Origin of the sequence: Nocardia sp. CA-107356 (assembly GCF_050946365.1) — a bacterium.
Classification (GTDB): Bacteria; Actinomycetota; Actinomycetes; order Mycobacteriales; family Mycobacteriaceae; genus Nocardia.
The window spans coordinates 5,739,791-5,762,119 of record NZ_CP191992.1 but is presented as its reverse complement, the minus strand read 5'-3'; the positions used below and the strand labels follow the sequence as shown (position 1 = coordinate 5,762,119).

The following is a 22,329-nucleotide window of genomic DNA, read 5'->3' as shown; positions in this document are numbered from 1 at the left end:
TCTGACGTTGCGGACGGCGCCACCAATTCGTTGGATGGACGACCGCCTCTGCAGGTATATCAAAAATGTCGCCTGCTACTTGTAAGAGGGTGCCCGTCGTGGTGTCCGATGAGGAATTTATTCGAGATCCTTCGCCCATTTGGTGTCCATTCACGCCGAAGGCCAACCAGGACACGATCGGGTTGGTGGAGAGCACATCGGAATGGTTGCTCGCCAGGAGAGTCTGCCCAACTTGGAAAGCGGCCGACTGGCAGGCCACCGCCGGTGCGTGGGGTACCGCCTACACGATGCCGCTTGCGACCGGAGCATATGCCGAGACTTTGACACGCTATATGTCGCTGGGTTTTGCGCTCGATGACGAGCAGGAGCAGTCTGGAAGGTCCGTCCACGCGCTCGAGTCGTTCATCGGGATGACGAGCCGACTGGTAAATATCCTCGAAGTTCCCGGGGCCGTTACGGCTGAAGATGGGCCCTATGTATGTGCATTCTCCGATGTCGCGCGTGGTTTTTCTGCGCTCGCTCCTCGCTCTGCCTTGACCCGGTTGTTCAACGGGTTCAGAGACCTCATGCTTGGTTGGATTCAGGAATCCATGCTTCAGACGGCATCGATTGTTCCGACCGTCAATGATTACTTTCCATTCCGTTATGCCAGTGGTGCCGCAGGGGCGGTCGCCAGCATGGTCGAACTCTCACTAATGGAAGAAGTGCCGCACGACGAAATGGGTTCACCGCTGGGGCGAGCATTGACGGCGTCCGCATTGATGGTCGTGTTGATCGATAACGAGAAGCTGTCGAGGAAGAAGGAGCAAGTCGCAGGTGTCTACGACCTGTCGCTTTCAACGGTGTTGCATGCGAACCGATACTGCTCCCGATTCGATGCCCCGCAGGTCGCCACAGAAATGCGGGACCGTATTCTAGCGGTTTTCTTGACGCTGCGAGATCGCGTACATGATGAACATAGCCCACGCATGGGCCGCTATGCCGATGCGCTCTCACTGCTAATCGCGGGAGTGGTCGCATTCACGCCAATCGCGGCGCGATATACCGTGGCCGGCGCACCTGCACAGCCGGCGCCTACATCAGAAAGGCCCCGTCACGCTACCGACGAGTGTCTCCCCGTGCCATCAGTGGCTTGGTGGTGGGATGCACCCGCAGCGTAGGGATCTCCATACCGCTCATCGCGGCGTCTGCCGGGTCTGCACATTCCCGGATGGTCGTTGTGCAGGCTACCAACCATCCGTAGCCGGAGCCCGGTCTCGTCACCATCCACAACCACTGCGTATCAGCTCAGTTCGAACCGGGGGTCGGCACCCGGACGAGACGTTTCGGGGCCGACCGGCCCCGAAGCCACCAGCCCGGTGGCGAAGGCCGTTTCGTCGAAATCCGCCGCCGTCTCTTGGGTTGGTGCGTCAACAATATATCCCGATGAACGTCGGGATTCCTCCCTTTGGGCGTTAGCACAGCATAGACATGTATCGTGAGGAAAAAGCATATGGGCACTCTGCAGTCGATTCCTGCCGCCCCGGGAGCTCTCCCGTTGTTCGGCCACCTCACGCGCATGCTGCGCGACCCATTCGGGCTGTTCGCCGACCTGCATAAATATGGAGACCTCGTCCGAATCTTTTTTGGTCCGTCCGAGATTGTCGTCGTGTGCGCGGCGGAACTGACCCGCGAAGTTCTGCTACACGATCGCACCTTCGACAAGGCAGGCCCTCTATTTGAACTGGGCTGTGAACTTTTTGGGCAGAACCTCGCAACTTGTCCCCACGACCTGCACCGTGTCCGACGGCGACGAGCCCAACCCGCGTTTCACCGGGATCGCCTCGTCGGCTACGCAGACACCATGACCAGCCACATTGATAACTTCACGAGATCCTGGCGCAACGACCAGATCGTGGATGTCTGGTCCGCGACAAGAAAACTTACTGCTGCCGTCATAGCTGACACGATATTCGGCGCCTCCCTACCGGCTCACCATCTGGAGCGGATGGTCAACGCTCTAACCACAATCATCGACGGCTCGGTCACACAAACCGTGATGCCAGCGGCCTGGCGTCGATTGCCCCTCCCTGCCAACCGCCACTACCGCGCCGCGAAGGCCCAGGTTCGCCGCATCGTCCACGACATCACTGCGGATCGGCACCCCGGCGATGGGGACCAGGGCAGCTTGATCTCTGCACTTGTCGCAGCCGAGATCAGTACCGCTGACCTCGCTAACGAGATCGCGATGCTCTTTGTAGCCGGATACGAGACCACGGCATCCACTCTCGCGTGGGCGCTGCACCTGCTGGCCAAACATCCCGACGTTGAGCACCGCCTCCATGCCGAAGTCCAAATGGTGCTCGGCGGAGCACCCGCCGGTTACGACCACCTCACCGACCTCGACCTCACCGCACGTGTTATTACCGAATCCCTGCGATTGCACCCGCCCGCATGGGTGATCACCCGCAAGGTCACCAGCGACACCGAACTCGGCGGCCACAACCTGTCGGCCGGAACCACGCTCCTCTACAGCCCGCACATCATCCACCACCGATCCGACCTCTATCACCAGCCCGACCGGTTCGATGTGGACCGCTGGCTGCCCGGGCACGCGAGCAACCTACCTCGCGGCGCCTACATCCCCTTCGGCCACGGCGCACGCAGATGCATAGGCGAACACTTCGCCACGATGGAAGCCACACTCGCGCTCGCGACAATCATCGCGCGCTGGGAACTCAGACCTATCCCTGGTACCGTCGTCCGCCCGGCCCTCGCTGCCAGCACTCACCCGAAAGGTCTGCTCATGAAGGCAGTTGCACGGCATCCCACCAAGTCCGGGCTCCTGTGATTTCTGCGCAAAAGAATCATGGTTTGCAGACGAAGTCCAACTGACCCGCCCCGGGAGAGACGCCGTAGGTATGACAGGGCTATGCAACGAGGCATCATTTCTTTCCCCTGGTCGCGCGGGGTTACCTACTTTGGGGAGAAGAAACCAGCACGACCGTCCGCCCGAGTCCCGGAACCTGACCGTGGTCTGTCTCGCTTGTTGACCAAGAAGGACCTCAACCATCGGGGCAGCGTTGAGCCACCGAGGTCGGCGGAGTCGGTGATTGGCAGTTCACAGGGGTAGAGCGGCGTGTTCCGCTGGGGTGGACTGACTATGCTCCGTCGCCCGCAATGCGGCAAGACCGGTTCGCCCGCAACGGACGCGCTGTAACCGTGCACGCCTGCGCGTGCAGCCAGCCCTTCGCGTGTGCAGCGATACCCTTGCGAATCGCGGAAGACCTCGGCACCGAGCGCCCTTACCTGCGCCCCCGACATCCAGTAGAGGGCAAGCTGCGTCCGGTTCTGACAACCGGTGACAGCAAGCGCTTGCGTGAGGTGCTTTTTCACCGTGTCGACGCCTACGAAGAGCGTACCGGCGATCTCCTGGTTGGTCAGACCGCTGGCGACAAGGGTGACGACCTCGGCTTGCCGTGCTGTAAGCGCGGCCTTCGTGGCGGTGGTCTCCCGCATGAGGTGCAGATCCATCAGATTGCCCAGATGCCGGGCCAGTGGGGCGCCGCCGATTCGTGCTGGTACAGCAGTCTTGCCGGCTACCACTGCTGACACGAACGAGCCCCGCTGGTCGCTCAGGCAGGGCGCCGCGGCGATGCCGCCGAGTAGTAAACCGCACCACTGTCGAACCGTCGGCCAGGGTCCCACCTGTGGCGCCATCGTACGACGGCACCGTTTCGACGTGCATCCTTGCACGAAGATCGAGTGCGCCGGATCTCGAGACTACGGACTCCACCTTCGGCCCATGTCAATTCATTCAGCGCCAGTTTAGTGTCATGGCATGTCATGTCTGCTCAGACCTCGCAGAGTCCCCTTGCGCCGCCTCATCAACGGCGTAGTTTGGCTTGGGCGAGCTACGCACACGGCAGATGGATGATGTGCGCGAACCAAGACTGACGGACTGCAAGGAAAGTGGCGCGTGTTTCCGGCTTATTTCTATCGCAGTCAGGCACGACGCACCCGGCGCCCGCGAATTTTATGTCCTTCGGCAACCTACGTTTATGCAGTTCTCCATATAAGCACGCGAACTCCTTAGGGGCTGACCAAGCTGTGACATACGGCTGCGCGCCACGATATCTGGATCAAAGTAATTCAGCCGCACCTGCCGCTCTCGCCTTTCCAAACCGATGAGTGTGCCTTGGACTCGGGGGTGACGTCAGCGCCGCGTGCTGGTCGACCGAAGTATCTGGTTGTTACCGGGTGTGCCGGTGCTCATGACACTGATGGAGAAGGGGTGCATGGCTGCGGTCGTCATCGAGCGCTCAGACTTATCAGTCAGTCAGTCAGTCAGTCCGGCGGCCCCGGAACGCAGACCATAGCGCCAGCTACCAGAGATATAGAGATTTCTGGTCCATTATCAGATCGAGGAAGTACGGACAATAGTGTTCGAGCTAACCGCTACACGCGCGGCGCGCGGCGCGCAGCAAGTTCTCGCCGATGCGGGTAAAGAGACGTTTCTCGCGCTGCGGCAGGCCGTCGAGGGCCTGCCGCAGCGGGTCCGACACGCAGCGGGTGTCCACTTCGCCTGGTGGGATACCGCTGGAGCCCCGCAGACAGGCAGTACGGGCAAGGCGGTGCGTTCCGCGCTAGCTCTGCTCGCATGTGAAGCGGTAGGCGGCAACCGATCAGCAGCCGTGCCGGCTGCGGTGGCAGTTGAGCTGGTCCACAACGCATCGCTACTTCATGACGACATCATTGACAACGATCGGCTCCGTCGCGGCCGCCCGGCCCTGTGGATTCAGCTCGGACTCCCTGCTGGCATTCTTGTCGGCGACGCGCTGCTTTTCCTCGCCATCGAGGTTCTGGCTGACACTCGACCGCCACTCGGTCTCGCTGGGCTTGCTGAGCTGCTTCCCTCAGTACAGGAGTTGATCGACGGCGAATACGCCGACAGCCTGCTGGAAACCTGGACCGAGGTGTCACTGACGCAGAGCCAAACGGTCGCCACAGCCAAGACGAGTCCGCTAGTAGCGACGGCCTGTGCGCTGGGGGCACTTGCCGGTGGGGCAGACGCAGACCGCGTAGGCCACCTGCGCGCTTTCGGCGCGCACCTGGGAGCTGCGTATCAGCTCATCGATGACCTGCTCGGCATTCTCGGCGACCCCCTGCGTACCGGCAAATCGGCTGGCTCCGATCTTCAGGCCCGCAAGAAGTCGCCGCCCGTGGTCGCTGCGCTGAGCGCGGACAATGCGGCAGGACGCGAATTGGCCCGTCGCTATAGCCAACGTGACCATATGTCACCGGCGGATTTGCACCACTTGGTTTACCTGGTGCAAGAGGCCGGGGGATGTGCCTGGGCCGTCGAACAGGCCGAGCAGCATATCGCCTCCGGTCTGGAACGGCTGCATTCGGCTGGCCCAGAGCCGACGGCAGCCGTGGAACTGACATCGCTCGCGCGCCTAATCATTGACCGCGACGACTGATCGCACGCGGCGGGTTGCAATAGGCGCGCCCGCCCCGTCGGTCAATATCGGGGGAGTCGGTTTCGGCTCAGCAGCCCATCCAGCGCTGCGGGCGTGTGGACGGCGATGCTGTGGCAATCTCCGGTAGGTGACTGCCGCTCGTCGGATTGTGGTGGGGTTTGAGGTGGTTCGACTGATCGCGTCCAGACGGTTACACTGCGCAAGCTGTTGACTGAGCGATCGGTTGAGACGATTACCCCGAGTGGGCCTTCGTTGTTCACCAGCCGCACCGCCACGCTGACAGCTTCGGGTTTCCAGGTTGTGCCTCGGGTTCAGCCGGGTTCCTCTTCGCCTTGGACATGGACTTCATGCTCGCAGTCCAGTCCCCGAACAATGCGGTGATACCCCCGGCGTTAGCCGGCAAACGACCGGGTCGTCGAGGACGCATCAAAGGAGTGAGATGGATTCCCGACTATCGACCCGAATGCCGGTGACAGTGGTATGCGGGTGCGTATGTGACAGTGCTTGCACCGACCCGTAGCGTGTCGTGAGACCGCACAGCCGCTCGGCGGGCCGCGAGACTCTCACCCCACCAATCCGTATTCGAGCAATGATCAAAACCTGTGGATGACCGGGAAGGAGTACCTTCCCGGACGATCTGAAAATCCACGGGTTTGATCAGTCCTGGCGCGCCAACGCCGGGCGGGAAGGTACGTCCCATGCTCAAAATAATCGACGCTGGCGCCGAGTCCAATCAAGGCGGTGTGGCGGCCGGTGAGTCGCGTTCACCGATCGACGAGATCGTGCGCGAGGGTGCTCGGCGGATGCTCGAGGCCGCGTTGCGGACCGAGGTCGCCGCTTATGTCGAGCGGTTCGCTGACCAGCTCGACGAGGACGGCCGGAAGCTGGTGGTACGCAATGGTTACCACAACGAACGCCAGGTGTTGACCGCCGCCGGCGCGGTCACGGTGAAAGCGCCACGGGTCAACGACAAACGTGTCGATCCGGAATCCGGTGAGCGGCAACGGTTTTCCTCGGCGATCCCGCCCGCCTGGGCACGTAAGTCCCCGCAGGTCAGCGAGGTGTTGCCGCTGCTGTATTTGCACGGGTTGTCCACCGGGGACTTCGGTCCGGCGCTGGAACAGTTCCTCGGTTCCGGCGCCGGGCTCTCAGCAGCGTCGTTCACCCGGTTGACCGGCCAGTGGAGCGACGAGTACCGCGCGTTCGCCGCCCGGGACCTCTCGGGCACCAATTACGTGTATCTGTGGGTGGATGGCATCCACGTCAAAGTTCGCCTGGAGCAGGAGAAACTGTGCCTGCTGGTGATGATCGGGGTCCGTACCGACGGTCGCAAAGAGTTGGTCGCGCTCACCGACGGGTATCGAGAATCGACCGAGTCGTGGGCGGATCTGCTGCGCGATGCCCGTCGCCGCGGCATGACAGCCCGGTACTCGCAGTCGGTGACGGTGCGCTCGGGTTCTGGAAAGCACTACGCGATGTATTCCCGCACACCCGTGAACAACGCTGCTGGTTCCACAGAAGCTGTAAGGAATTAATCTGTCGGGGTGTCGGCGGCGAGCAGCTCCGGGGCTGTGCGGAACCGGATGGGGGCGGGCGTGGGTGTGTAGCCGACCTGCTCCAGGAGTGGACGGGTCTCGCGGATGACATTGCCGATGGAGGACCTGCTGACGTCACCGAGCGCGTCGGTCAGGACGTCCATCGTGCACAGACCGCGTTGGTAGAGGACGGTCAGGACGACGCGTTCGGCGTTTCCGATCTTCTGTGGGAACACCCCGCGCCGGGTGCCCGGCTGGCGTGGCGCGCCGCGCCGCTGGTGGGTAACCCGCTCAGTCTGAGCCAGCTGCCGGGCTTGCAGGTCTTGGATGAGGGCATCCAATTGCGTGCGGGTCATGCCGGTCAGGGTCGGCGTCGACAGCTTTTCGATGATCGCGGTCCGCTGCGGCGCGGTGTCGTGGTCGAGGAAGGCGACCAGGTCGCTGGCGGTGGTGAAGCGAACGGCGGCGGTGCCGGGCAGGTGGTTGTGGTCTTCGAGGATCCGGCGGGTTTCCTTCACGAGGTCGCCGATGCAGACGCCGGTGACCTCCAACAGATCGCCGAGGACGTTCAGCGAGCACACCTGCCTCTGGTAGAGGAGGGTGAGCAGGACACGGGCCGGGTCGTCGAACAGCGGCTTGACCCGTTGGCTGCCGGTGGCGCGGCGCGCCCGGCCACCGCGCTGCTCGCTGTAGCGCTCCTGGGAACGCGCCGCCTGAAGGGGCGCCAAAACCTCGCAGAGCCGGGCGAGTTGATTGTGGTCCAGGCCGGTCAGCCGCGGATCGTCGAGACGCCGAAGCATCTGCTTACGCCGGTGAGCCGCCGTCGAGCCCACCTCGGGGATACCCTCACCCGTCGGTGCAGCGCTGGCCTCGGAATGGAGGGTGTAGTTCCATGTGCCGTGTCTGTCGTGTCGTTGAAGCGGCAGGGCGGCGAACCGCTGTTTGCTGACCGAGACCCCGATAGGGTAGTCGCCGGTGTCGAGTGCGGCCTCGATACGCAACCCGGTGCGGGTGGTGGTGGACGCGATCGTGTGCAGGACGACGTCGTGGCTGGTCAGCGGACGGCTGCGCCAGTTGTGGGTGATGTGAGAGAACATCCGGTGTTCAATCTTGTTCCACTTCGATGTGCCAGGACAATGCCGTTGCTTGACACCACAAGTGGTTCGTCGCGGTCGTGGTGGCATGTTGGTGGTGTGATCTTGTATCGGTCATGCATCCTTGGACCGGGTTGTCGGATCACGTGCGGTTGGGGGCGGTGACCCGGTGGGTAACTCCTGAGTTGATCGCAGAGGCGCTGGCCGAGTGCGGCGTCGGGGACGCCAGGCCCAGTGCGCTGCCGGCCGGGTTTATGGTCTATTTCGTGCTTGCTTTGGCCTTGTTCCAGCAGGACTCCTATGACGATGTGGCCGAGCACATGGTGGGCGGTATCGCGGGGCTGGGTAACGACATTCCGAACAAGTCCTCGTTCGCCCGGGCCCGTCAGCGCTTGGGGCCGCGGGTCCTGGAGACGGTATTTCGCATGCTGGCCGGGCCGCTGGCCCCGACACGGTTGGAGGGCTCCTTCTTTCGCGGGATGCGTATCGCCGCGGTGGACGGGTTCTTGCTGGATGCACCGGAAACCGAAGCGAATCGACGCCAGCTCGGTGGCTCGAAAGACGGCAAGGGACAGCCGGCGGGGTTCCCTCAGGCGAGGGTAGTGACGCTGACAGAGACCGGGACGCATGCTCAGATCGATGCCGCAGTGGGCGGATTCCGTTGTGGCGAACCCGAATTGGCGATCAGGCTCGCTGCCTCGGCCGCCGGGATGCTGGTGATCATGGATCGGGGATTCCCCGGGGTTGCGCTGTGGCGGGCCTATACCGAGGCCGGGGCTCACCTGTTGATCCGGGCGCGCTCGTGCGTGGCCGCCCGGCCCATCGAGTACCTGCCGGACGGGACTTACCTGGCCCGGATGAACCTGGCCGGGCAGAAGCGAGCGGCACCGGGGCATGTCGTGCTGCGGGTGGTGGAGTACCGAGTCGGCGCAGGCGAGGTGATCCGGCTGCTGACCGACCTGCTCGACCCCGACGCCTACCCCGCGGCCGAGTTGGCGTGGCTCTACCACGAGAGATGGGAAGCGGAGTCTTCGTACCGTGAAATCAAGACCTTCCAACGCGGTCCGCAGCAAGTCCTGCGGTCGGCCGATCCGGACCTGGTGTACCAGGAGGTGTGGGCACATCTGATCGTCCATCATTGCCTGACCCGGATCATCATGGAGCTGGCCGAAGGAGAGAAACTCGATCCCGACCGTATCTCGTTCCTCAAGGTGCTCAAGCACGTGCGCCGCAGTGTGATCGGGCAGACCGCGACCACGGCCAGGAAGATCAGGCTGTTCATGAGCACGCTGGCGTCGAAGGTACGACGCAAACTCGACAGCGGACAACGGCGTCTGCGCGAGTCCGACCGGTTACTCAAGCGGCCGGACTCGAAGTACTCCTTCCGCCAGAAAGGCCAAGCACGCAAGACAACCCGCAGAACCGCCGGCAAAGTCATTGCGTTACACCCCGTAACTGCTCAGTAGGTATGACAGATCAAGCAACGGCATTGCGTGCCAGGAGGAAAGTGACAGACGGTGATCGCCAGGCCGGTCTCGGCGGCTAGCGCCGCCAGCTCGCTTTTCCGCACCCGGTAGCGGTAGCCGTTCGAGCCGCCGCAATCCGCGGTGATCAGTAGTTTCGCCGCACTCGGATAGTCGAGGCTGCCACGCGCGGTCCACCAGCGGCGGATTGATTCCACCGCGAACACGCTCGTGTCATGGTCGACGCCGACATTCACCCAACCGGTGTTGCGGGCGAGGTCATAGACGCCATAAGGGATGGCCTGCTCGACATCGGGACCGGAGAAGAAGAAATGATGGTCCTCGACCTGCACGGGCTCGCCCTTGGGCCGCCACTCGCGCCCGGCCATCGGCAGCCGCCCGATCTGCTCACGCTTTTTGGTATCCACACTGATCACCGGCTCGCCCGCCGCCTGATACTGCTTCACCTGCTCGTTGATATAGCGGAACTGGGCATCCCGGTCCGGGTGCTGAGCACCTTCGAGGGTCTTGGCGACACCTTGCAGGCTGAAACCCTCGGCCTTCAACAGCCGCCCGACCGTCATCGCGGAGACTGGATGACCCTGCCGTGTCAGCTCGTCGGCGAGATTGCGCAGCGACTTCGTCGTCCACCGCAGAGGTGAGGTCGGGTCACCCCGCTCGTCCGGCTCGACCAGCGCCATCAACGCGTCCCGAACCCCTGGGTCGGTCTCCTCCACCCGTTTGCGGCCACCACCGGGCACACGCACCCGTCCGCCGGGTAGCGGCTGCTCGCCGGCCTCCAGCTCGAAAACGCCCCTGCGGACGGTGGTTTCGCTGACTCCGGCCGCCCGCGCCACCGCCCGCACCCCGCCACGCCCCAACACCCGAGCTTCGCCGGCCAACATCAAACGCCGCTGCCGCTCGTTCAGATGCGGCAACAACACCGCCAACCTCTCGGCCAGACCGCGACCCTCGCTCACCACCGCCATAGCACACCGAAACGCATTGCAACGCAAGACAACACGTTATTACGTTACAGCTTCACAAATCGGCGAATGTCCTTGCCGCGCTATCGAAATCAGCGAATCCCGGCGCGATCGCGGCGATGAAGGACATCTACAACGCCGAGGATATCGACAAGGCACAGCTGGCCGTCAAAGCGTTCGACATCGACTACGGCAAGAAATACCCCAAAGCGGTCGCCAAAATCGTCAACGACCTCGACGTCCTACTCGAATTCTTCAAATACCCGGCCGAACACTCGATCCACCTACGCACCACCAACCCGATCGAATCCACCTTCGCCACAGTGCGATTGAGGACGAAAGTCACCAAGGGGCCCGGCTCGCGCGCCGCCGGAATCGCCATGGCCTACAAGCTGATCGAGGCCGCCCAGACCCGCTGGCGCAAGGTCAACGCACCCGAACTGGTTGCGCTCGTCCACAACGGTGCCCTGTTCCACAAGGGCAAACTCCTCGAACGCCCCCGCGACATCACACCCACCTCGTCAGCCGACCCAGCCGACACCACCAGAACGGAGGTCGCCTGAAACTTGCCTATCCACAGGTCTTGACAATATCTCCGTATTCATACGCATCGGCTCTCAAAGATCGTGAGGCTGGTGAGACGATGCGTCGGTGCGGGCGCACCATTCGGTGATCGGCGGGCCAGATCACACAGCTCGGGCGCGATGTCGAGGGCGTGGATCGGCCCGGCGACCTGTTCAACCACACAGTCACTGCCGCAGTGCACCTGGCAGTCGAACCAACACCCCGACCGAGTCAGGGGATCGAGCACTTGAGCCAACCGAGCGGCCAACTCAGTGAGCGCAGCGCCGACCTGCGCGGGCGAACCTATGTTGCGGATGCGCCACCACCCACGGTGATAGTCCCCGGAGCGGGTTGTCGTTCCAGGTGTCGATTTAGTCCGTGATGTCGTCTTCGAGGGCTTTGACCGAGGTGTGGACGCCGCGGCGGATGAGTTTGTCGGTGAGCAGGCCGAACCAGCGTTCGACCTGGTTCATCCAGCTCGAGCCGGTGGGCTGTTCAGTGGGTACTGAATCCGCACGTCAGCACTGAACACGCCTTCGAACGTCCAGAGAAGCGGAGACTGTCTCGCCCAAGATCGTTACCGGACGACCGACGGCCAGCCCGCACGGGCACACTCCGCTGTTTCTGACACGATCTGCAAGCTGGTAAATTCCCATCAGTTTGCCAGCCCGCACGCTGAGGATCTGTGCGGGGCCGTTCAAAGGGCTCAGAAGGGCGGTCCTTGCCGCGAATCTCAGGGGCTACTCGTCACAGCCGTCATCGAAGTCTGTGACGTTTGAGTTCCCGGCCTTTCGTTTCCATTCGTCGATCAAGGCGCGGTTTCGGATGTCGAATTCTCGGCGCGCACTGTCGGGCCAGGTATCGGTGTCCAGGTCCAATCCGCGGGAGCTCGCGAATTCGATGAACTGGTCCGCCATTGCCTTGCTCCGGGCACGGAGAAATGCTTCCTCCGCGAGTGTTAGGTTCACAGAACCCTCATTCCATACCATGTCGTTCCTCTCATCAACGTCTTACCCAGCTGCGGATCGCCACCCGTCAGGTCGGCGAGCTCGGCGGGCGATGGGTAGCCGGTGACGGGTCCCTCGAACCGGGCCATGATGCGTTCCAATTGCTGTTGATCAGCAGGAGAGAGCTGGTCACGGATGAGCTGGATTCTCTCCTTAATCTTGGAAACCGAGTCCGATAGGTATTTGGGATTGAAGTCGTAACCTGCGCGCGCCCAAGCATAGCCCCCGTCCTCGCCAGCGGCTGTAACCAGCATTCGGTCTATGCCGGAGCGGCGATAATAGTTCTCCATCGCTGTGCCGAATGCGGTCGAGAACCCTTGACCGCGGGCTTGCGGATCCAACAACATATTCCAATTATTGACGACGATCCGGCCCTCGTCTTTGTAGATCATTCGTGAGAGTTCGCCTACACCTTTATCGTCCTTGCCGATGATCTCTGCGAAGTACCCGAAACCGTCGACCGGTGATCCCTCCTGAACCGAGCCGGTAGTCGACGCGTAGAAGGCGTCGTAGATTTTCAGCCGGTAGGGACCGTACTGTTGCTCGAATCCTGCCAGTTGCTCGCGAAGCCGGTCGTTGTTCGGGCTGTCGACCTCAAGTAGATCCCGTACAGGCGGCATGGATGATAGATCGGGGATTTTCCGAACTATTCCGGCAGTCTGTCCGGGTAGCTGGGCGGTGGATCTGATAGCGGTGTGCGCCTCGTCGGCTGTGGCAAGTCTGTGTGCGGCGATCTCATCAGCGTTCTCCAAGTCCGCTACGGTCTCACCGATCACCTGCCCGAACTCTCGGCTGCGACCTGCCTCGGGTCCGGCGAACTCCTCGAACGCCCTCGTCACGCGTTCAGCAAGCCCCCGCAGCACACCCCGGAGATCTTCGAGCAATCCTCTCCCTGACAACCGACGAATCAGGCAGGCGACATCGACTGACAACGAAAACCGTAAGCACCAACCGGTGTGGACGACAGTAACGTTCCCCCGGCCCGCCCTGCATTGCCCGAAGGTAGAGTATTCGCCGCGGTTCGCCGGACGTCACAGCAATCGTCGATGGCAACTCCGTCGATCGCGCACAGTCCAGGTAGGAATACTGGCACAGCGGCACAGACCCTCCCGAAGAGTCGTTCCACATCCGAAGTGGAACGACTCGATACCACGACGGCTAAGCTAAGAGCTCCTAACAGGTTCGGTCAGTTGGCGTCGGGTTCCGTTGCAGTGCAGGATGTTTCGATGTGGCAGCACCATGGATCGTGGACGACGAGTTCTGGGCGGTAATCGAACCGCTACTGCCGGTGAAACCGGCCGGAACACCAGGACCGGCGCAGATGGACAGTCGACGGGTACTGCAGGGGATCTTGTTCGTGCTGATCACCGGGATCGGATGGGAAGACCTGCCCCAGGAACTGGGATTCGGATCCGGGATGACCTGTTGGCGCAGGTTACGGGACTGGCAAGCCGCCGGAGCGTTCGAGCAGATCCATCAAGCCGTGCTCGCCCGTGCCTATGCCGCCCGGATGATCGACTTCGACCGGGTCATCGTCGACGGCTCGCACGTGCGCGCGAAAAAAGGGGCGCCGCAACAGGTCCGAGCCCGGTCGACCGCGCCAAGACCGGTTCCAAGCACCACATCCTGACCTGCGGGAACGGATTCCCGCTCGCAGTCGCATTGTCAGCGGCCAACGTCAACGACCTCCTGCTGTTGCCCACGCTGCTCGACCCTGTCCGACCCCTGCGCGGGCGCGCGGGACAACCCCGTCGCCGAATCACCAACCTGATCGCGGACAAAGGAAATGACTACCCCAGCGTGTATTCCGCACTGCGGCAACGACATATCACCGGCTACATCGCCCGCCGCGGAACCCGCGACAAGGTCACCGCCGGCCGCTGGATCGTCGAGCAGACCTTCGCCCTGCTGCACCAGTACCGGCGGCTGGCCATCCGATGGGAACGACGCACCGACATCCACCACGGATTCCTCGACCTCGCCGCAGCACTGATCTGCTAGCGACGACTCAGCAACCGAACCCGATAGGGGCTCTAAGCCGCCCCCAGTGATCGGCGACCAGTGTGACTCGCGGCGATCTGTGGCGGTGTTCTCGGGTGTCGGGTGGCGCATCGACGACTAGGGTGCCCCGCGGGCAGGCTGCTTCAGCCGGACTGGGGTCGGCCGAGCGGCCGTTGATCCTGGGTTGGAGCGAGTTCCTTGCCAGGAGCTGGATCGGATCTCAGCTTGAGACTGGAACACACCTTCAGATTCTTGAAACAAACCCTGGAATGGACCCGCCCGCAGTTCCGCACCGCGGACCAAGCCGACCGCTGGACCTGGCTCATCCTCGCCGCCTACACCCAACTCCGCCTGTCACGCGGACTCACCACCGACCTGCGCGACCCCTGGGAGAAACCCGTCACCGACCCCACCGGCTCACCCCGGCCCGCATCCGGCGGGGGTTTCGCAACATCCACCCGAAAGCCCAGTTCACCGCCTGTCAATGGCCAGTAGCGGGTGGCTCTGGAACAAATTTGATGATCGGGCCGTGTCGATCACACTGGGGCGCAGGGCAATCGCGTACAGACGCGGTTCGTGGTGTTGGATGATGTCGCGAAAACCCTTGTAAGCCTGCTGTTTCGCATCTCGCGGGGATTCGCCTCGATGATGTCTCGGCGACGAGCAGTCGGATCCAGTTCGACGCCTCGACCTGTAGTATTTCGGCCGCCTGCACGCGATGCGGGTGTTGCTCGTCCGCAGTGCACAGCCGCTACCAGCGCAAGATCGTGGATCTGGCGGTCGCTGGTCGGGAAGTAGTGATCCGGCTGAAGGTGCGCCGGTTCCGGTGCCTGGATTCCCGATGCGAGCGGAGGATCTTCTCCGAACAGGTCAGCGAGCTGGTCGCCCGATATCAGCGGCGTAGCCCGCTGGTGACCGAGCTTCTGACACGAATCGGGCTGGCCCTCGGTGGCCGGCCCGGTGCGAGACTGACTCAGCAACTGGCGGTGGAGGTTTCGCGGTCGACATTGCTGCGGCTCGTTCGGGCGGTCCCGCTGCCCGCTATCGGCCCGCTGGTAGAGATCGGGGTCGACGACTTCGCCATTCGCCGCGGCCACAACTACGGCAGCGTGGTGATCGACATGCTCACCCATCGCACAGTCGACCTGCTGCCCGACCGCACCTCCGACACCTTCGCAGCCTGGCTGGCCGACCACCCGGGCATCCGCGTCGTGTGCCGTGACCGCGGCGGCCCGTATGCCGACGGCGCACGGCGTGGTGCCCCGAAAGCGCTCCAGATCGCGGACAGGTGGCATTTGCTCCATAACCTGACCGGTGCGGTCGACAAAGTCGTTCGCACGCACCGTAAATGCTTGCGCGAGCACGACGAGCATACGGCGGTCGTGCAACCGACACCACCGGTTCGAGCCGATGGGCAAGCCTCCGGTCGGCGTGCGGAGATGACCCGAAAACGACACGCTGAGATTCATGCGCTGATCACGAAGGGAGTCGGCCCGAACGCGATCAGCAAGGCGCTCAGGCTGGACGGCAAGACCGTTCGCCGCTCCGCTCTGGCCGCCACCCCCGACCAGCTGCTCACCGCAGTCGGCCACCGCGGCAGCGCACTCGATGAACACATCCCTTACCTGGCGGCACGGTGGGAAGAAGGCTGCAACAACGCACGGGTGCTGTTCCGGGAGGTCCGCGCACGCGGCTACCGAGGTAGCGAGCGGTCAGTGCGGCGGCTGGTGCATAGTTGGCGCGAGGCGATGGGTCCGGCGCCTGTACTGACCGCGCCGCCGCCGATCACACCGCGCCAGTTCACCGGGTGGCTGATGCGGCCCCGGCACAAGCTCACCGCCGACGAAATCACCAACCTGCAGCTCATTCTCGACCGCTGCGACACCCTCCGCGAGCTCGATCGACATGTCACCGGCTTCGGCGACATGCTGCGCCACCGCCGCGGACACCTCCTCGACGCCTGGATCGCCGATGCGAGAGCGAGCGACCTCGCGCCACTGCGGAGTTTCGCTTCAGGGCTGGTCAAGGACTACGACGCCGTCCGCAACGGGTTGACCCTGCCGCAGAGTTCTGGTGCTGTCGAAGGCACCGTGACGCGCATTATTCTGTGGAATCTGAAATGTCAAGCGAGTGCTGGTCAGCCGTGGGTGACGGCGACGATCGGTAGCTGGGTGACCGTCAGCGGTGTCTTGCTTTGGCGCGGTGACGGGCCGGCGGGCGTTGGGACGTCGGCGAGCCGCTGCAGCAACCGGTCGAGCGCGGCTTGGCCGTCCTCGACCGCGGCTTGCTCGTCGTCGGTGAGTGGGATGCTGACGAGCATCCGTTGAAGGTTCGTTTTCGCTTGCAGCAGTTGGCTTTTGCTGGATTCTTTGGGTGTGTAGAAGTCGCAGCGGGCGCAGGCCATCCGGTGGGCGCATTGTTCGAAGAATGTGTAGGTGCAGTATCCGTGGCCGAGGTCGTAGTGCTGCCAGGGCTCGCCGGTGGCCGCGGCGCCGCTGGTGATGGCGTCGCGGTCGACGAGGACTTCGATGGTGCGGACGTTGCGGGCGAAGTAGCCGGCGTCGTCGTAGGCCTTGGCCAGGGTGTTGGGAGCGATTTTGGCGTAGAACTGGGTCGATTGCGGCGAGCGGTGCCCGAGCCAGGCCTGCAGCTCGAACAGTGTCATGGGCTCTTTGGCGTTGTAGAGCTGGCTCGCGATGGTCGATCGGGCTCGGTGGCTGGTGATGGCGCCGCGGACGTCGGTGTCCGGGACACCCGCTTTGCGGCAGAGCATGGGGATGACGGTTTGGTTGATGTAGACGGTGGAGACCCGCCGGGCGCGGTTGGCGAACAGCATGTCGACCTGCTCGCCGGTGCGCCGGTCGAGCAACCGCGGCTGGGTCGGGCGGATGGCCTGCCATGCCTCGATGGCCTGGCCCAGGATCGGGTCGACCGGCTTGGTGAACGCGGTGCCGGTCTTGTTGGTGGGAATGTCGAGTAGGCAGACCGCGTCCCGCGCCAGGACCTTGTCGGAGTCGGCGGGGATCGTTGTGCTGTCGTGTTGCCATCGGATGCAACCGGTGCGCAGTCGGACGATTTCGTTGCTGCGGAGTCCGGCGAACAGCCAGGTGATCGTGACAGCGCGGACCAGCTCCAGCGGATAGAACTGTCCGGACGAGGTCACCGGCAGGTCGTCGCCGTGCAGGTTCAACCCGGCCCATAACAGTTTCGCCCAGATGTCGTCGGCGATGACTCGCGGGTTCGGACCCAGCAGGGCGGCGATGCTGCGCGGAGTTCCCAGCGCCCGCAGCGGATCGAAGCGACGCGGCAACCATTCCCATTCCTGGCAGTCGCTGAAGAACCGTCGAATCGCCGCGAGCTGGGCCTCCTTGCTGGGCGCTTCGAGCGGCTTGCCGATTCGGTCACCGAGCCCGGCAGTGCGCTGCACGTAGTCGCCGACCTTCATCCGGTCCAGTGCAGCAATCCAGGCCGCGCAAGTCTGGCGGGTCCAGTCCGCGGGATCGGCGACGTCGGGGTGCTCAGCTGCGAGCCAGCGGCCGACCTTCAGCAGGTTGGACCGGGTCTGGCCGCGAGTGGGCGGGGTCAAGGTCGAGGTGGCATGCCAGCGATCGACCCATTGCTCCCAAACGGGTGCTCCGCCTGTTGCTTTCGGTGACTGCCCGCCGATGCGGTGATGTGGTGGGTCGCAGAAGCCCAGTGCCGCCACCGCCCGTTGCAGGGCATACAAGGTGTTCAGCCGAGCGCCTTCGAGCAGCCGGTTGCTGCGGAACTGGTCGAACAGGTCGGTGTTCAGGTCTTCCAGGTGCGGGCTGCGATTGAACAGCAACAGCTGGCAGGTCACCATCGGCAGCAGCGAATCATCGTCACGACCGAGTTGATATCCCCACTGCAACAACACCTTTCGCAGTCGAGCGATTTCACTGTTCACGCGCTCCTTGCCGAAGATCCTCCAGGACAATGTCAGTCGCTGGAAGCTGCCCAGGCGGTGGAACTCGGTGAACGAACCCAGTAGATAGGCGTGCGCCGCCAAATAGGGACGCACCTCGTCACCGGCCCACTCGGGTGCGTGGCGGCGGAATTCGGTCTGGGTGCGGCCCACGAGGTGAACCCACTCGTCGGTGGTCCAGCCCCAGAACGATTGCCGGGTCTCGGCGCAACGCACCAGCAGAACCGCAGCTGTGTCGAGCATCGCGCGCCGGCGATGAGGAGTCGGCGGCGAATCCAAGCCGGCGTTGACCGTCTCGATCGGCCGCAGCAACCGCCCGATCGTCCGCCAGCCGGGTGCGGTCGGATCGTGATATTGCAGCCGCCGCAAGTTCCGGATGCCGAGCTCGGTGACCGCCCGTGCCTCCTGCGGTGGGACCTCGATCGAGGTGTCGAAGTGATGACCGACCAACGGCGATGCCCACCGATCATCCTGAACAGCAGTGGATTTCAGCGTGGACAGAGTCACCGGCCATCTCCGGCCGCCGCAATGTCGGTGCCGGCGAGCATCGCGACGCGCCAGGCGTGGATGTGTTCCATGCTCCGGTTGAGCTTGTCGGCCAGGTCCCGACCAGACAGGTGGATATATCGAAGCGTGGAGTCGGTGTGCCGGTGACCAGCAAAAGTAGCGATGGCGTGGAGTTCCCAGCCCATCCTGGCCAGGTCGGTCAAGCACAAATGCCGGGTCGTATGCGTGGAGAACCGGGGAACCTCCGCGGCCAGCGCGATCCGCCGGATCACCTTCGACCACGTCCACAAGGTCAACGACTCGGCCCGGTTTCGCCGCGACTCGGACAGGAACAGCGGGCCACGAGCCCGGCTGATCGTCGCTCGATGCCGCAGATAAAGCGACAACAACACTCCCGTCGGCGCCGAATACGGCACTACCCGTTCGAGCCGGTTCTTCGTGGTCTCCGCCCGCACCCGCACCGTCCGATGCGCCGGATCCAGATCGTCGGTGCGCAGCGAGCACAACTCCTCCCGCCGCAACGCCGCGTCGTAGGCCAACGCCAGCATCACCCGATTACGGATCGACTCGCCCGCTGCCACCGTGAGAACGTCGCGCCACTGCTGCTCGGTCGGGATCCACGGCAGCTTCGTCACCCGCTGAACAAGGCCGCGCTGATGCCCGCCGGCCCGAAGTCGTCCGGGCGTATAGCGGCCTCGCCCAACAGGATTCGACTCTCGCAGCCCCTCCTCCATGAGGTGGTCGTAATACAGGCGAACCGGCACCATTATGTGGAATCTAAAATGTCAAGTCCGTGCCTTATTTGCGCTGGTTGACCGCGATGATCGGTAGCAGGCCGGTGGTGGCCGGTGCGGCGATCTGGCGGGGTGTTGCGCCATCGGGAGTGGGGACGTTGATCAGGCGTTCCAGTAAACGATCGAGGGCAGCTTGGCCGTCGTCGACCGCTGCCTGTTCGTCCTCGGTGAGTGGAACGTTGGCCAGCATGCGCTGAAGATTCTCCTTGGCCTCCAGCAACTGTGCTTTGCTGGAATCCTTCGGTGCGTAGAAATCGCAACGAGCACAAGCCATTCGGTGCGGGCACTGCTCGAAGAAGCTGTAGGTGCAGTAGCCATGCCCGAGGTCGTAGTACTGCCACGGCTGTCCAGATGCCGCCGCACCGGAAGTAACCGCGTCGCGATCGACGAGCACTTCGATGGTGCGGACGTTGCGGGCGAAGTACCCGGCGTCGTTGTATGCCTTCGCCAGGGTGGTCGGCGCGATCTTGGCGTAATGCTGTGTCGCCGAAGGACTTCGGTGCCCGAGCCATGCCTGCAGCTCGAACAGGGTCATCGGTTCCTTGGCGTTGTAGAGCTGGCTGGCGATGGTGGACCGTGCCCGATGGCTGGTGATCTTGCCGCGGACATCGGTGCTCGGCACTCCCGCCTTGGCGCAGAGCGCCGGGATGATGCGAATGTTCAAGTACTGTTTGGCGATTCCCAGCGCGCGGTAGGACAACAGCAGGTGCACTCGTTCGCCGGTCTTGCGGTCCAAGACGGCGGGTTGTGTCGGTCGGACGGCCTCCCAGGCGGCGATGGCGTGGCCCACGATCGGGTCGACCGGTTTGGTGAACGCGGTGCCGGTCTTGTGGACCGGGATGTCCAGCAGGCAGACCGCGTCCTTGTCGAGCGTCTCACCGTCGGTGTCGCCGGGGAGCGCGACGTCCTCGCGTTGCCAGCGGATGCATCCGACCCGCAGCCGGACGATCTCGTCGCTGCGCAGTCCGGCGAATAGCCAGGTCAGCACCAACGCTTTGAGCATTTCGATGGGGTATTTGCGGCCGACGGCGTCGGTGTAGACGTCGCTGTGCTCAAGGTTGAGTCCGGCCCACAACAGCTTGGCCCAGACATCGTCGGCTATCACCCGTGGGTCCGGGCCGATTAGAGCTTGGATGCTGCGCGGGGTGGCCAGTGCGCGGGCCGGGTCGAATCGGCGGGGAATCCAGCCCCATTCGTGGCAGTCCCGGAAGAGCTGGCGGGCACCGGCGAGCAGTCCGCTCTTTGTGCGTGGCATCAGTGGCTCACCGATGCGGTCCCGCAAGGACTCGTCATTTTGGGTGTAGTCGCCGATGCGGAGACGGTCGACGGCGGCGACCCAGGCAGCACACAGTTCACGGGTCCACTGGCCAGGCTCGCGAATATCGGGATGTTCGGCGGCCAGCCATCGCCCCATCCGCAACATCTGACCGCGGCGTCCCTTTCTGCCCGAGACGGGGAGTGGAGAGGTGTCGTGCCATCGCTGCACCCAGTCGGCCCAGATCGGGTCCACCCCCTCCGCCGGTGCCAGCATCAACCGCGCGGGCGGTCGCGGTGGGCCGACATATCCGAGTGCTGCCAGTGCCCGATGGAGGCTGTGGGTGGTCTGGCGCAACGAGTACGGAATCGACATGTTCACCCGCAACCCGTTCAGCACGTCTTCGGACAGGTCAGCCAGCAGCGGGCTGCGGTTGAGCAACAGCGCATGGCAAACCAGGCTCGCGGTCCGTGCGTTCACTTGCGGTGAGCGCTGTCCCCAGCCATGCAGCACCGAGGTGACCTGCTCCACCGCCTGGTCGACGATGGCCTCGCCGAACACTTTCCGCGCGACCGCCGCCCGACCGACATTGCCCAAAAGGTCCAGATCGGTGAACCCGAACAAGTAGGCCAGAGCGATTGCGTAGGATCTCGCCGAGGTGCGTCCGAACTGCGGATGCGTTGCCAGGAAAGCGTTTCCGCTGGTCCCCAATACTCCTGCCCACGCTGTCGAGTCCCAGGCCCAGAAGCTCGCCCTGTGGGTGGCGCAGCCCTGCAGTATCACAGCGACCGCATCTCTGGCGCAACGGTGATGGAACCAAATCATCCACTACCGCAAGGCATTCCATCGCGTTGACAAGCGGCAGCACCAGGCGGTGAAGTGCCTGCCATTGAAGGTTCTCGCGATCCTGCCATCGCTCAGGCCAGCTGCGCATCTCCTCCCAATCGAGAGTCTCGAACGCGGCTTGTTCGGCGACCGACAGTGCCGCCGAGCGGTCGAATCGGTCGGGGCGGAACGGCCAGCGCCAGCGTGGACCCGCGGTCGTCACCCTGGCGACCGCTGAAGATGATGCTGTCACGGTGCGACTTCCCCCGACTCGTCAGCCAGCTGGGCCAGCGTCCGGACTCGCCACCCGTGGATCTGTTCCATTCCCCGGCTGAGCTTTTCGGCCAGATCGCGACCGGACAGGTGGATGTAGGCGAGCGTGGAGTCGGTCGAGCGATGACCGGCGAATGTGGCGATCGCGTGCAATTCCCAGCCCATGCGTGCCAGGTCGGTCAAGCACAGGTGCCGCGTGGTGTGCGTGGAGAACCGCGGCAGCTCGGCCGCCAACGCCAGCCGTCGTACGACCTTCGACCAGGTCCACAGACTCAGCGGCGCTGCCCGGTTGCGGCGCGACTCGGACAAGAACAACGGTCCCCGCGCCCGGCTGATCGTCGCCCGGTGAGTCAGGTAACCCGACAGCAGGACCCCGGTCGGCGCGGAATAGGGCACCATCCGCTCCAGCCGGTTCTTCGTCGTCTCCGCACGGATCCGCAGCATCCGCCGGGCCGGATCGAGATCGTCGGTGCGCAGCGAGCACAGCTCCTCCCGCCGCAGCGCCGTGTCGTAGGCCAGAGCCAGCATCACCCGGTTGCGGACCGATTCCTCGGCAGCCACGGCCAGCAACTCCAGCCACCGCGACTCGGTCGGAATCCACGGCAGCTTCGTCAACT

12 protein-coding genes and 6 pseudogenes are annotated in these 22,329 nt (G+C 63.7%); 9 read left to right on the top strand and 9 right to left on the bottom strand.

Translation table 11 applies throughout. From position 1 onward, the window contains the following. Positions 1-98: 98 nt before the first annotated feature. Both ACQP1G_RS26020 and ACQP1G_RS26015 read left to right on the top strand, forming a co-directional pair. A complete protein-coding gene (locus ACQP1G_RS26020) occupies positions 99-1,160 on the top strand; it encodes a terpene synthase family protein (protein ID WP_433192185.1) in 1,062 nt (353 codons plus the stop codon). Between the two features lie 332 nt (positions 1,161-1,492). Continuing rightward, complete coding sequence (locus tag ACQP1G_RS26015; RefSeq protein ID WP_433192184.1) at positions 1,493-2,830, top strand: cytochrome P450; 1,338 nt, start codon at positions 1,493-1,495, stop codon at positions 2,828-2,830. Between the two features lie 125 nt (positions 2,831-2,955). Here the strand turns inward: ACQP1G_RS26015 and ACQP1G_RS26010 are convergent, their stop codons facing one another. Further along, the gene (locus ACQP1G_RS26010; protein WP_433208825.1) at positions 2,956-3,498 is read right to left on the bottom strand and encodes a response regulator transcription factor; all 543 of its coding nucleotides are present in this window, start codon (positions 3,496-3,498) and stop codon (positions 2,956-2,958) included. Between the two features lie 923 nt (positions 3,499-4,421). On the opposite strand from ACQP1G_RS26010, the gene ACQP1G_RS26005 reads away from it, so the two are divergent. Continuing rightward, on the top strand, positions 4,422-5,462 hold the full coding sequence (locus tag ACQP1G_RS26005; protein ID WP_433192183.1) for a polyprenyl synthetase family protein: 1,041 nt from the start codon (positions 4,422-4,424) through the stop codon (positions 5,460-5,462). Between the two features lie 698 nt (positions 5,463-6,160). Continuing rightward, positions 6,161-6,996 (top strand): annotated as a pseudogene (locus ACQP1G_RS26000) (IS256 family transposase); the annotation flags it as partial. 879 nt (positions 6,997-7,875) lie between these two features. On the opposite strand, the pseudogene ACQP1G_RS25995 reads toward ACQP1G_RS26000, so the two are convergent. After that, positions 7,876-8,130 (bottom strand): annotated as a pseudogene (locus ACQP1G_RS25995) (ISAzo13-like element transposase-related protein); the annotation flags it as partial. 77 nt (positions 8,131-8,207) lie between these two features. Here ACQP1G_RS25995 and ACQP1G_RS25990 point away from each other — a divergent pair. Then, a complete protein-coding gene (locus ACQP1G_RS25990; RefSeq protein ID WP_433192182.1) occupies positions 8,208-9,557 on the top strand; it encodes an IS4 family transposase in 1,350 nt (449 codons plus the stop codon). A 26-nt stretch (positions 9,558-9,583) separates the two neighbouring features. Here ACQP1G_RS25990 and ACQP1G_RS25985 read toward each other — a convergent pair. Further along, positions 9,584-10,543 (bottom strand): annotated as a pseudogene (locus tag ACQP1G_RS25985) (ISAzo13 family transposase); the annotation flags it as partial. Between the two features lie 53 nt (positions 10,544-10,596). Here ACQP1G_RS25985 and ACQP1G_RS25980 point away from each other — a divergent pair. Next, positions 10,597-11,103: pseudogene (locus tag ACQP1G_RS25980) on the top strand (transposase); the annotation flags it as partial. A gap of 381 nt (positions 11,104-11,484) precedes the next feature. Here the strand turns inward: ACQP1G_RS25980 and ACQP1G_RS25975 are convergent. Both ACQP1G_RS25975 and ACQP1G_RS25970 read right to left on the bottom strand, forming a co-directional pair. Further along, positions 11,485-11,595 (bottom strand): annotated as a pseudogene (locus tag ACQP1G_RS25975) (IS630 family transposase); the annotation flags it as partial. A gap of 473 nt (positions 11,596-12,068) precedes the next feature. Continuing rightward, positions 12,069-12,995: a hypothetical protein gene (locus ACQP1G_RS25970; protein WP_433192181.1), complete on the bottom strand. Its 927-nt coding sequence runs from the start codon at positions 12,993-12,995 to the stop codon at positions 12,069-12,071. Positions 12,996-13,339: 344 nt separating this feature from the next. Here ACQP1G_RS25970 and ACQP1G_RS25965 point away from each other — a divergent pair. From ACQP1G_RS25965 to ACQP1G_RS25955, 3 genes and pseudogenes are all read left to right on the top strand, one after another. Beyond that, a protein-coding gene (locus ACQP1G_RS25965) for an IS5 family transposase (protein ID WP_433192180.1) occupies positions 13,340-14,112 on the top strand; the annotation gives its coding sequence in 2 pieces (ribosomal slippage) (positions 13,340-13,670 and positions 13,670-14,112; 774 coding nt in all). 252 nt (positions 14,113-14,364) lie between these two features. Then, positions 14,365-14,607, top strand: coding sequence for a hypothetical protein (locus ACQP1G_RS25960; RefSeq protein WP_433192179.1), 243 nt, complete (start codon positions 14,365-14,367; stop codon positions 14,605-14,607). A 140-nt stretch (positions 14,608-14,747) separates the two neighbouring features. Continuing rightward, a pseudogene (locus ACQP1G_RS25955) lies at positions 14,748-16,202 on the top strand (ISL3 family transposase); the annotation flags it as partial. A gap of 47 nt (positions 16,203-16,249) precedes the next feature. Here the strand turns inward: ACQP1G_RS25955 and ACQP1G_RS25950 are convergent. The 4 genes from ACQP1G_RS25950 to ACQP1G_RS25935 all read right to left on the bottom strand — a co-directional run bounded on the left by ACQP1G_RS25950 (position 16,250) and on the right by ACQP1G_RS25935 (position 22,327). After that, positions 16,250-18,565, bottom strand: a complete 2,316-nt coding sequence (locus ACQP1G_RS25950; protein WP_433192178.1) for a tyrosine-type recombinase/integrase — start codon at positions 18,563-18,565, stop codon at positions 16,250-16,252. Next, positions 18,562-19,332 carry a tyrosine-type recombinase/integrase gene (locus tag ACQP1G_RS25945; RefSeq protein WP_433192177.1) on the bottom strand — a complete coding sequence of 257 codons (771 nt, stop codon included), beginning with the start codon at positions 19,330-19,332 and terminating at the stop codon, positions 18,562-18,564. The genes ACQP1G_RS25950 and ACQP1G_RS25945 overlap by 4 nt, the downstream gene beginning before the upstream one ends. 31 nt (positions 19,333-19,363) lie before the next feature. Beyond that, entirely contained in the window at positions 19,364-21,325 is a 1,962-nt protein-coding gene (locus ACQP1G_RS25940; RefSeq protein ID WP_433192176.1) for a tyrosine-type recombinase/integrase, read from the bottom strand. Between the two features lie 363 nt (positions 21,326-21,688). Continuing rightward, the gene (locus tag ACQP1G_RS25935) at positions 21,689-22,327 is read right to left on the bottom strand and encodes a tyrosine-type recombinase/integrase (protein ID WP_433192175.1); all 639 of its coding nucleotides are present in this window, start codon (positions 22,325-22,327) and stop codon (positions 21,689-21,691) included. Positions 22,328-22,329: the final 2 nt, after the last annotated feature.